This window comes from Paenibacillus pinihumi DSM 23905 = JCM 16419, assembly GCF_000422505.1.
In the GTDB taxonomy this organism is placed as follows: domain Bacteria; phylum Bacillota; class Bacilli; order Paenibacillales; family Paenibacillaceae; genus Paenibacillus_D; species Paenibacillus_D pinihumi.
Genome location: NZ_AULX01000026.1, coordinates 60,220 through 72,069 on the forward strand (window position 1 = coordinate 60,220; position 11,850 = coordinate 72,069).

Below are 11,850 nucleotides of genomic sequence, written 5' to 3' on the forward strand. Positions count from 1 at the left end.
AATACATCTTGAGGGAGGGAATGAACATGTCCAGATCCAGAAAGCTCAGATTAGGAACAGTTGTCCATGGCGTAGGCGGAGGTACGGCACAATGGCGGCATCCAAAGACGCGTGCGGATGCGAGTATTAGTATTGATTTCTATAAAGAACAGGCGCGCAAAGCGGAAGAGGGGAAATTTGATTTTATATTTATTGCTGATGGCCTCTATATTAATGAAAAGTCTGTTCCGCATTTTCTGAATCGCTTTGAGCCGATTACGATTTTATCCGCTCTTGGATCTGTCACCTCCCGTCTGGGGCTGGTAGGAACGGTATCGACCTCCTACAGCGAGCCGTTCACGATTGCCAGACAATTTGCTTCACTCGACCATATTAGCCGCGGACGTGCAGGGTGGAATGTGGTCACCTCCCCGCTGGAGGGAACGGCCTTGAACTACGGCAAGACCGTAGAACAGCATCCGCAGCATGAGGAGCGGTATAAGATTGCAGAGGAATTTATCCAGGTAGCCAGAGGACTATGGGATTCATGGGAGGATGATGCATTCGTCCGGAACAAGGAAAGCGGCGTCTTTTTTGAGCCCGGGAAGCTGCACACGCTGAATCATACGGGTACCTATTTTTCTGTGAAAGGGCCGCTCAATATTGCCCGTTCCAGACAGGGGCATCCTGTAGTATTTCAAGCGGGCTCTTCAGAGGGCGGCCGGGAACTGGCCGGCAAAGCGGCCGATGCAGTATATACGGCGCATGAGACGCTGGAGGAGGCACAGAGCTTTTACCGGGATGTGAAGCAAAGAGCGGTTCGCTATGGACGTTCACCGGAGGACGTTCTGATCTTTCCGGGAATTACGGTCATTGTCGGGGAGACGGATGAGGAGGCCGAACGAATCTATGAGGAAGTCGCTGCTCTTGTCAGTATTGAGAGCGCGCTGAATTATTTGGGACGCTATTTTGAGCATCATGATTTTAGCCAGTACCCGCTCGATGAACCATTTCCCGATCTTGGAGAACTCGGTCATAACAGCTTCCAGAGCACGACCGAACTGATCAAGCGAACGGCCAGGGAAGAGAAGCTGACGCTACGCCAGGCAGCGCTGCGGGCAGTTACACCGCGCTCGCCTTTCATCGGATCTGCAGAGAAAGTCGCGGATTTGATTCAGGAATGGTTCGAGGGTGAAGGGGCAGACGGCTTTGTCATCCGCCAGGGTGCGCCTGATGCGCTTCATCATTTCGTAGATCTCGTCGTTCCGGTTCTTCAGAAGCGCGGATTATTCCGTACCGAGTACGAGCGTGACACGCTGCGCGGCAATCTGGGACTGAATGTTCCTGTCAGCCGTTATACAATTGACAACTCCAACAATTTGCAACTGCAAGGGGAAGGGTGAAAAGAGAATGCATCCGTCACGTTTGATGAAAAGCTGGCAGCTGATGTCTGCAATTGCACTCTCTTTTCTTGTCCTTTTATCCGGCTGCTCAAGTGGAAATTCTCAAAGGGAAAATCAGCACTCAACCTCAGGCGGCAAGGTAAAGGCGCAGGGCTCCGATCAGCCCGGCACAGCGGCAAAAGGCGGGCAGCTTAGCTTCGCGCTTGCGACATCGCCGGATACGCTGGACCCGCAGCGTACAGGACTGGCTGTAGCGGTCAGGGTGCTCCGCACCTTGTATGACACCTTGGTCATCCAGGGTACAGATAACGATATTCAGCCGTCGCTTGCAACCGGATGGGAGGTATCATCCGACCGGAAAACCTACACCTTCAAGCTGCGCCAGGATGTGACCTTTCATGATGGAACGCCGTTCAAAGCGGAGGCTGTCAAGTTTACGTTTGACCGCATTCTTGATCCTGCGACCAAGGCCAGCAACTCCGCACAGTTAATCAAGCCTTATGCATCATCCGAGATTGTGGATGACTATACGGTCAAGATTCATTTGACTACCCCTTCAAATGCCTTTCTAAGCAATCTCAGCCAGGCCCAGCTCGCTATTGTCTCTCCGGCAGCCGCTGCGAAGGACGGGGAACAGTTCGGCAAAAATCCGATTGGCTCCGGGCCGTTCAAATTCGTCGAATGGCAGGAGAATGCCCAGATTGTGGTGGAACGCAACCCGGATTACAAGTGGGGGCCAGGCAATGTGGAGAACAAAGGGGCTCCATATTTGGAGCGTCTGACGTTTAAAATTGTCCCGGAAGAAGCGACACGGCTCGGGGGCGTTCAGAGCAAGCAGGTGGATGCGGCAGAGACGGTGCCGCCACAGAACATTTTACAGCTCAAGAGCGATCCGAATTTTCAGGTATTCAGTATCAATACCGGGGGACTCCCTTACACATTATTCATTAATCAGGAGAACCCGCCATGGAATGAATTGAAGGCCCGCAAGGCGCTGCAGCTGGCGATTGATGTAGATGCTATCGTCAAGACGCTGTATCTGGGAACCTATGACCGCGCATGGTCTCCGCTTGCTCCAACCACCCTCGGCTACGACAATACGCTGGAGAACGGCGTAAAGGCGGATGTGGAAAAGGCCAATGCCCTCTTGGATGAGCTGGGCTGGAAGGCCGGACCGGATAATATCCGGGAGAAGGACGGCAAGAAGCTGACGCTCCGCTATGTGGATGGTTCCCCCAACAGGGAGAAGCGCAATGACATTGCAGCGATGGTGCAGCAGCAGCTGAAAAAAATCGGGGTGCTTACGGAAGTGACCATTACCAAGGATGTGCGCTCTATTGTGCATGAGCAGTCCAACTATGATATTCACGGCAACAGCCAGGTCAATTCCGACCCCGAAGCGCTGCGCAACTTCTATCATTCGGAGATCAAGAACATGGCCGGTCGGCATAATTATCCGGCTCTGAACAGCCCTGAAGTCGACGAATGGATTAATCAGGGCACCGTAGAGACAGACAAGGCCAAGCGGGAGGAGATCTATAAAAAGGTGCAGCATTACATCATCGATAATGCGGTCATTATTCCGATCTATGTATTCCCCTACACGGTAGCCGCATTGAACAGTGTTCAGGACTTGAAGTTCGATGCGCTCGGTTATCCGCTGTTTAACGATGTCTATATTCAAAACAAACCATAAAAGGAGCCGGGAGAAATGATCCGAACGCTCACGGCAAGGCTTGTTTCTTCAATTATGGTCGTTCTGGGCGCACTCGTTCTCGTCTTCGTCATTGTGTACCTGCTGCCCGGCGACCCCGTCTTTACTATTTTGGACCCGGCAACGGCAACACCGGAGATGATTGCCGGCATGAGAGCGCAACTGGGTGTAGACAGGCCGCTGTATGAACAGTTTTGGGACTACGCGGGAGGAATGCTGCAAGGCGATTTCGGGAAATCACTGCTTAATGACGAGCCTGTACTGCCTAAAATCATTGCTCATTTTCCCGCTACACTGGCCCTTACAGTGGCAAGCTCTCTTACTGCTGCTGTAATCGGCATCTGGCTGGGGGTTCTCTCAGCCATTCACCGCAACCGCTGGCTCGATGTTGTCGTTCGTATCATTGGCTTGTTTGGCATCTCCATGCCAACCTTCTGGTCAGGCATTCTGCTCATTCTGATTTTCTCCGTCAACTTGGGCTGGTTCCCGGCCATGGGTTCAGACGGCTGGCAGACACTGGTGCTGCCTGCGCTCTCGCTCGGACTTGTAGGCTCAGGATTCATCGTGCGGCTTGTCCGCAACAGCATGCTCGAGGTCATTAATGAACCGTTCATCGTAACCTTGCGGTCCAAAGGAATTTCCGAGCGTCTGGTCATGTACCGGCATGCGCTGCGCAATGCCCTGATTCCCGCTTTGACCATGATCGGCGTGCTGATCGGCGATTTGCTGGCTGGAACGGTCGTCATTGAGACAGTCTTCTCCCGGCAGGGGATCGGCAGAATCATATCGGATGCTCTAATGGCCAAGGATTTGCCAGTTGTGCAGGGGGTCATATTCTTCTCCGCTATCATCTACGTTCTTATTAATCTGCTGGTGGATATGTCCTATTCCATCATTGATCCCCGGGTCAGACGTCTGAATGCAAGGAGGCAGGCATCATGAGTGCAAAGGAAAGTGTATTGGCCAAAGCAGTCTGGCAGGAGACGAAGCCCGCCTCTCCTGCCGTGCGTAATTCGCGCAAGCGCTCAGTCTCCGATTTCCTCGTATACGCAGCGGGGGCTGTTCTCTTATTTATCGTGGCGTGTGCTCTTGTACCCGGCTGGATTGCCCCCTATACCCCCACCGAGATGCTGACCGACCGGATTATGCAGCCGCCAGGCGGATCTCATCTGTTCGGGACGGATTATTTTGGCCGGGATATTTTCAGTGTCGTGGTATACGGCAGCCGGGATTCGCTCCTGATCGGTATCGCTTCCGTAGCGGCAGGCTTATTGGCGGGGGGTGCAATCGGCGCGTTGGCCGGGTATGCCGGGGGCATTATTGATATGGTATTGATGCGCCTGTTGGAAATATTGATGACGATTCCCGGCATTCTGCTTGCGCTGGCCATTGCGGCGGCGCTTGGTCCGAGTCTGGCGAATATTGTTATTGCTGTGTCGCTGTCAGCTGTTCCAGGCTATGCCAGGGTGCTCCGGGGACAAATTATGAGTATTAAAGGCAGGCCGTTCATAATGGCTGCCCACTCGATCGGAACGCCAGGGCTCAGCATCTTCCTGCGGCATGTTCTCCCCAACTCCTGGGCGCCGCTGCTTGTTATGGGGACAATCGGCCTTGGCACTTCCATTCTGATGGGCTCCGGACTTAGTTTCCTTGGGCTGGGTGTAATTAAGGAGGTCCCTGATTGGGGGACGCTGCTGTCGCAGGGGCGGGGCTACCTGACGGTTGCCTGGTGGATGGCTACCTTCCCGGGAATGGCGATTACCCTGCTTGTTCTGTCCGTCAATCTGATTGGCGACAAGCTGAGAGACCGGCTGGATCCGAAGCATACAAGGGGATAGGAGGCGATCGTGCTTGAGCACACTTCTTGAGATTGAGAATTTGACGGTCCAGTTCAACACTGCAAAAGGACTGCTGACAGCGCTCTCGGATGTATCGCTGCATATTCGCGCCGGGGAGACGGTGTGCCTCGTTGGTGAATCAGGGAGCGGCAAGACGATTACTTCCAAGTCGATTATGCGCCTGATTGATTTTGAGAATGGCATCGTGAGCGGAGGGACAGTGAAACTGGACGGCGACGAGCTGACAGCAATGTCTGGCCGGGAGCTGCAAAACTTGCGAGGCAAGAAGATGGCTATGATCTTCCAGGAGCCGATGGCCGCCTTCGATCCGGTGTTTACCATCGGCAGCCAGATTATCGAGGTTATTGTCCGCCATAAACTGGGCAGCCGCAAGCAGGCCTGGGCACGAGGTGTGGAACTCCTGAGACGGGCAGGGATTCCTGAACCCGAAGCGAGAATGAAGCAGTATCCGGGTGAGCTGTCCGGCGGCATGCTCCAGCGGGCGATGATTGCCATGGCGCTGGCCTGCGGACCTGAGCTGCTTATTGCTGACGAGCCGACGACAGCGCTGGATATGACGGTTCAAGCTCAGATTTTGCAGCTTCTGAAGGAACTGCAGCAAGAGTTTAATATGGCGATTTTGCTCATTACACATGATATGGGGATTGCAGCCGAGATGGCGGACCGCATTATTGTGATGTATGCGGGCAAGGTAGTCGAGCAGGCAACGGCCAGCCAATTGTTTGGTCAGCCTCATCACCCTTATACGAAAGGGCTGTTGCAGTCGATTACAACACTGGACAGCATTCGCAAATCGCGGCTCCCTTCTATTGAAGGGACCATTCCCGGACTGGCTGAGCTGCCGGAGGGATGCCGCTTCCACCCGCGTTGTCCCCATGCGACGGCCAAATGTGTGCAGGAAAGTCCTCCGCTGCTGAAGGTCAATGGACGACAGGCGGCCTGTTGGTATGCCGGGGAGCTTGCTGGCAAACTCGGGGACGGGCAAGCCGTGGTCCAAACGAATGGGCAATCAGCCAGCCGTCCCTGCTCACCAGCAGATATTGTACATCTTGAGCCGGAACCGGGCTATTCAATCCCATCCCCATTCATTGATATTATTGAGGTGAAAAAATACTATCCATTAGGCCGGTCTATTTTTGCCAAGCATACGTCTTCTATTAGAGCTGTGGACGATGTGTCGCTGCAGATTCGCAGAGGAGAGACCTTCGGGCTTGTCGGGGAGTCCGGAAGCGGCAAATCAACGCTTGGAAGAATGATTTTGCAACTGGAGCAGGCCACGGGGGGAGACATCCGGTTTGAGGGCCGTTCATTGACTGGCCTTAGCGAGGGGGAGCTTCAGAAGACCCGGCGGAATATGCAGATGATATTCCAGGACCCTTATGGATCGATGAATCCCCGTTGGAAGGTAAGTGACATTATCGGAGAGCCGCTTCGCGTGCATGAAGCGATGAATGCCAGCGAGAAGCGGATAAGAATCGAGGCGCTGCTGGAGTCAGTCGGGCTCAATCCCAAATGGGCTGACCGTTACCCGCATGAGTTCTCAGGCGGCCAGCGGCAGCGGATCGGCATCGCCCGGGCCATTGCGCTCCGCCCCTCCTTTATTTTGGCCGATGAAGCTGTATCGGCACTTGATGTGTCTGTACAGGCACAAATTATTAATTTGATGCAGGAGCTGCAGCAGGAGCTGGGGCTGACTTATTTGTTCATCGGCCATGGTCTCCATGTCGTGCGGCACGTATCCGACCGGATTGGGGTCATGTACCTGGGCAAGCTGGTTGAGATAGCAGACAGCGAGGAGTTATTTGCAAATCCCGCCCATCACTATACGAGGGGACTTATTGCTTCGATCCCGTGGCCCGATCCAGGCAGGGAACGAATTGCAGCGGGGATTGCAGGAGAAATTCCTTCTCCGTCGAAACCGCCGTCCGGCTGCCGTTTCCATACCCGCTGCCCTGCAGTGACAGCCAGATGCCGGGAAGAGGAACCGAAGCTGGCACAGGTCAGGAACAGTCACTGGGCGGCTTGCCATTTCCCCGCATAGTATCTTGCAGAAAGAAATTCTCATTATATATGTGAAAATTGCTGTCATGCAATGCTGTCCATTAAGAGTTCTGCTGCTTATCCGGCAGAGCTTTTTTGGAAATATAAGAAAGTATAAGTTTCACCTTTATCATCGGCTTATATTTCTGCGCGAAACGAAGCTTTTGTCTGTCAAAGGACAGATGTCAAAGACGTTTGCGCTTGTTTGTAAACATTTTCATCTGACATGAAGGCGTGAAATCATTGACGTTATTGGACAACCCCTTTAATATTAATTTAAATGAAAGAACAATAGAAAGGGGTTATTTAACAAATGAAAAAGAGAGCCTGGCTAACGCTTATGCTGTCTGCAATGCTCGTCATTGCTGCAGGCTGCGGCGCAAAGCCGACAAATGATGCTTCCCAGCCTTCCAATACAAATACAGGAGGCACAGGCGGTGCGGCGGACGGCAAAGTTTATAAAGTTGCCATTTCCCAAATTGTTGAGCATCCTTCTCTGGATGCGACGCGTGAAGGCTTCCTGGCAGCCCTGAAGGATGCCGGAATCGCTGGCGACAGCCTGAAGCTGGATTACAACAATGCCCAGGGCGACCAGACGAACAACCTGTCTATTGCACAGAAGGTTGCCGATGGCAATGATCTGGTATTTGCGATTGCGACGCCTTCCGCTCAGGCAGTTGTCCAGAATGTCAAAAATACACCGGTCGTATTTGCTGCTGTAACGGACCCGCTGGATGCAAAGCTGGTAACCAACCTGGACGCTCCAGGCGGTAATGTAACAGGGGCTTCGGACACGAACCCTGAGGCTGTCAAGCAACTGATGAAATTCATCGGCGAGAACTTCAAGGATGTGAAAAAAGTCGGCGTTGTTATTAATGAAGGTGAATCCAATGCGGTTGTCATGACGAAGATTGCAGAGGAAGCGCTGAAGGAATACGGAATTACGATTGTCAAAGCGGCAGTAACGAATACCTCTGAGGTTCAACAAGCTGCACAGTCCCTGGTGGGCCGTGTGGATGCCATGTTTGTAACGCTGGACAATACCGTTATTAACGGTGTCAGCACCATCATTAAAGTAGCAAATGACAATAAAATTCCGTTCTTCTCCAGCGACCGTGATACAGTAGAGCATGGCGCATTTGCTACAGTCGGCTTCAAATATTATGATCATGGCTACCAGGCTGGCCAAATGGCCGCTGAAATTTTGAAAGACGGCAAAAATCCGGGGGAGATGAAAGTAACCTTGCCGGACAAGCTGGATCTGATCCTCAATCTGAAAGCTGCTGAAGCCCAAGGCATTACAGTAACGGATGAGATGAAAGCTCAAGTAAAAGATCCGGCAACAAACCTGATTCAGTAATTGTAACTGAAGGATGAGTGATTGGACGGCCAGCAACAAGGCTGTCTACCATAATTCGGCTGCCCCGTTCTTATACGGCGGCAGCCATTTGAGCTTATAGAAAAGGAGGCAAGGTTATGCTGAATATAATTACGAAATCCGTTGAATTGGGCCTCCTGTTTGCATTGATGGCACTTGGGGTTTATATTACATTCCGGATTCTCGACTTCCCGGATTTGACCGTGGACGGGAGCTTCACTACAGGCGGCGCGATTGCGGCAGTGATGATCTCAGGAGGTTCGTCGCCTTGGCTGGCGACAATTTGTGCCTTTCTCGGCGGGCTTGCAGCCGGGGCATGTACAGGTCTTCTTCATACGAAGGGTAAGATCAACGGGCTTCTGTCCGGGATATTGATGATGATTGCACTCTACTCCATTAACCTGCGGATTATGGGGAAGAAGCCGAATATTGCGATTTTGAATATGGACACGATTTTTACAGGTGCCAATCTGCTTGTCATGATGATTATTGTTGTTGTGGTCGTTAAGCTGCTGCTCGACCTTTTCCTCCGTACGAATCTTGGTCTTGCGCTGCGGGCGACAGGGGATAATGAGCGAATGATTCGCAGCTTCGGAGCCAATACCGACACGACGAAAATTATCGGATTAAGTCTGTCCAACGGACTTGTTGCATTATCCGGTGCTTTCATCGTTCAGCAATCCGGCTTCGGAGACGTGACGATGGGGGTCGGTATGATTGTCGTCGGTCTGGCATCGGTTATTATCGGGGAAGCAATCTTCGGGGCGAAGACTGTATTCCGCGCAACGCTCGCCGTTATTTTGGGTTCCGTTGTATACCGGATTGTCATCGCGCTTGCACTTCGAGTGGAATGGCTGGATGCGAGTGATGTGAAGCTGATTACCGCCCTGATCGTTATTATTGCACTGGTTGTGCCTGCGGTAAGGCGTTCCGCCAAGCAGAAGAGCCAAGCGCGCAAGCGTACCGCTGAGCTGCTGTCCGGTGCGGAGCCGAAGGGAGGCGCCCGCTAATGCTGCAAATTAATCAGGTATCCAAGTTGTTTAATCCAGGCACACCGGATGAGAAGATTGCCCTGGTCGGCATCCAGCTGCATCTGAAGCCTGCTGATTTTGTCACAGTCATTGGAAGTAACGGTGCTGGGAAGTCCACGCTGATGAATATCATCTCCGGCGTTATGAAGCCTGACACCGGGACGCTTCATATTGAAAACACCGCTGTTGGCAGCCTGCCGGAATTCAAGCGCAGCCAATGGATTGGCCGCGTTTTCCAGGACCCGATGGCGGGGACGGCGCCCCATATGACAATTGAGGAAAATTTGGCGATGGCCTTCTACCGCGGCAAGGTGCGCGGTTTCGGTCTTGGAGTCAATGCATCCAAACGGAGAATGTTCAAGGAGCAGGTTGCGCGCCTTGGAATTGGGCTGGAGAACCGTTTTGGTGCCAAGGTCGGTACGCTGTCCGGCGGTGAGCGCCAGGCGCTCAGCCTGCTGATGTCGACGTTCACCAGTCCGAAAATCCTGCTGCTTGATGAGCACACAGCTGCGCTTGATCCGGCCCGTGCCGAGCTGATCACGCAGATTACGCAGGATATTGTCCGTGAAATGAAGCTGACGACGCTCATGGTTACGCATAACATGGAGCAGGCAATTCGTCTGGGCAACCGGCTGATTATGATGGACAAGGGCCGTATCATTCTTGATATTGATGAGACGCGCAAGAAGGATCTGACAGTTGAGCGTCTGCTTGGCGAGTTCGAACAGATCAGCGGCAAGAAGCTGGCGGATGACCGGATTGTGCTTGGTTAACGAGGCTATAGGTTGTTGAAGGAATAGTAGATAAGGAAGCTCTCCGTGCTGTATGGCTTGGGGAGCTTTTTTTAACATAAGATAGTATTAGATTCACTGTACAAACGGCTTCTATTACTAAGTGAAAAGAAGCCATTCCTTTTCAATTGATTGTGATCTTTATACAGAAAGGAAGAGGGAAATGCACTATTTATATATTGAGTCATTAGTAAAAAGCGATTTCGCACCTAAAATCTCCTATTTGGAGCTAGGAGAAGACAGATATGAGACGAGAAAAATCTACATTATGGAAGATGATTCGATTGCTTATGCGGACTCAACCGTTGAATATGGTGATACTGGTTTAAGCGACCGTCCGATCCCTGAAATTGAAGTAATACACAGACAAGGATTTGATTTTGCCAAAGAAATAACCAAAGAAGAGTTCGAAACCTTTTGGAATAAATATGTTTTAGGCCAGGGAAACGGCTGATGCTGAGCCAATTCAATCGTAAATAGCGTAGCGGTCGCCTTTGTTCGCGGATTTCAACCACGTATAGGGAGGAGTACAGGAAATCTGGGAACAACAGCGATCGGAGTTTCTCGCAGCGTTGCTTCAGCGTTTCGTGTCAACCGCTGATCTCGATTTTGAGCCAATAAAGAAACAGGTGCAGAACCGGTCAAAAACCGATTAGCACCTGTTTCTTTGTTTTGGATACAATTAATGCTTACTGAGCCGCATCCTTGCCAGGCTCCACAACAATCAGCTGTACCGGGGCTTGAGCCGGAATGCTCTTGGTTGTAGCCGGACCATAGTAAGCTTTAACCTTTGTTCCAGCCTTGAGGTCCTCAGGCTTGACTCGCTCGCCATTGGCTTTCACAATTACGGTATCTGCGTCCGCATTCAGCAGCAGGCCTTGGGCGTCAGTCTCAGGGCCGAGAAGAACCTGCCAGCCGTGATCTGTTTTCGTTACCTTGGTCACCGCATCTTCCCTGATCAGACGATCGGTGCTGATCACAAGCTTGGCTGCGCCGGATTGCCCCGGATAGCTCATCGCAACAATCGGACCGTAGTCTGCTTTCAGTGCGGTGCCTTCCTTAATGTCAGCAATCGTCTTGGCAACGCCATCCTCATTCACGATTACCGTATCTTTATCCACCCCAAGAATCATCCATCCGGCTCCGTCACCACGTACTTCAAGACGTGTAATGCCGTTGGCCTCTGTCTTGGAGACGACCACGCCATTCATTTGAATGTGCTGATTCTCCTCTTCCACTGGCGGTTGTTCATGTTTGGTTTGCAGCTGAATTTGCTTGCCTGCTGCATTTACCTCATAGCCGAGAACACCTCCGGCGTCACGTACAGGCAAATAAGCTTTGCCATCAATATATACAGGCTGTAATGTTGTCTGTTCACCATTTACGACAATTTTAATATCCGAGCGCAGCAGGCCGCTCACCTTTTCAACCAGCCCGGAGGCTCCGGTTACGGCTGTAGCTCCCAGAACACCGACGGCTGTAAGTATAACTAATGCTTTTTTATGCTTCATGTCTAAAGCACTCCCTTCTTGGTTGTGTTGCGAGATCATATACCCTGACGGTAATATGGGCCGAAAGGTTGCACTTTAGCCATAAACAAGGCAAAGCGGGCCGGCTTACCTCAGGTTCCTATGAGTTACATACCCGGGTAAACG

Annotated in this window: 10 protein-coding genes; 9 read left to right on the plus strand and 1 reads right to left on the minus strand. The window is 52.0% G+C overall.

Annotation, left to right across the window (positions count from 1 at the left end; translation table 11 throughout):
* Positions 1-26: 26 nt before the first annotated feature.
* The 9 genes from H583_RS0109185 (at position 27) to H583_RS32400 (ending at position 10,649) form a co-directional block, all read left to right on the plus strand.
* On the plus strand, positions 27-1,382 hold the full coding sequence (locus H583_RS0109185; protein WP_028560212.1) for an LLM class flavin-dependent oxidoreductase: 1,356 nt from the start codon (positions 27-29) through the stop codon (positions 1,380-1,382).
* 7 nt (positions 1,383-1,389) lie between these two features.
* Positions 1,390-3,078 carry an ABC transporter substrate-binding protein gene (locus tag H583_RS0109190; protein WP_036709018.1) on the plus strand — a complete coding sequence of 563 codons (1,689 nt, stop codon included), beginning with the start codon at positions 1,390-1,392 and terminating at the stop codon, positions 3,076-3,078.
* A 15-nt stretch (positions 3,079-3,093) separates the two neighbouring features.
* Positions 3,094-4,038 carry an ABC transporter permease gene (locus H583_RS0109195; RefSeq protein ID WP_028560214.1) on the plus strand — a complete coding sequence of 315 codons (945 nt, stop codon included), beginning with the start codon at positions 3,094-3,096 and terminating at the stop codon, positions 4,036-4,038.
* Entirely contained in the window at positions 4,035-4,934 is a 900-nt protein-coding gene (locus H583_RS0109200; protein ID WP_028560215.1) for an ABC transporter permease, read from the plus strand. Before H583_RS0109195 ends, H583_RS0109200 begins: the two co-directional genes overlap by 4 nt.
* A 13-nt stretch (positions 4,935-4,947) precedes the next feature.
* A complete protein-coding gene (locus H583_RS0109205) occupies positions 4,948-6,996 on the plus strand; it encodes an ABC transporter ATP-binding protein (protein WP_028560216.1) in 2,049 nt (682 codons plus the stop codon).
* 312 nt (positions 6,997-7,308) lie between these two features.
* Positions 7,309-8,355, plus strand: a complete 1,047-nt coding sequence (locus H583_RS0109210; protein ID WP_028560217.1) for an ABC transporter substrate-binding protein — start codon at positions 7,309-7,311, stop codon at positions 8,353-8,355.
* 116 nt (positions 8,356-8,471) lie between these two features.
* Positions 8,472-9,383 carry an ABC transporter permease gene (locus H583_RS0109215; protein ID WP_028560218.1) on the plus strand — a complete coding sequence of 304 codons (912 nt, stop codon included), beginning with the start codon at positions 8,472-8,474 and terminating at the stop codon, positions 9,381-9,383.
* Positions 9,383-10,177 carry an ABC transporter ATP-binding protein gene (locus H583_RS0109220; RefSeq protein WP_028560219.1) on the plus strand — a complete coding sequence of 265 codons (795 nt, stop codon included), beginning with the start codon at positions 9,383-9,385 and terminating at the stop codon, positions 10,175-10,177. Before H583_RS0109215 ends, H583_RS0109220 begins: the two co-directional genes overlap by 1 nt.
* Before the next feature lie 181 nt (positions 10,178-10,358).
* Entirely contained in the window at positions 10,359-10,649 is a 291-nt protein-coding gene (locus H583_RS32400) for a DUF6881 domain-containing protein (protein WP_051236235.1), read from the plus strand.
* A gap of 235 nt (positions 10,650-10,884) precedes the next feature.
* On the opposite strand, the gene H583_RS0109230 is transcribed toward H583_RS32400, so the two are convergent.
* Complete coding sequence (locus H583_RS0109230) at positions 10,885-11,706, minus strand: hypothetical protein (RefSeq protein ID WP_028560220.1); 822 nt, start codon at positions 11,704-11,706, stop codon at positions 10,885-10,887.
* Positions 11,707-11,850: the final 144 nt, after the last annotated feature.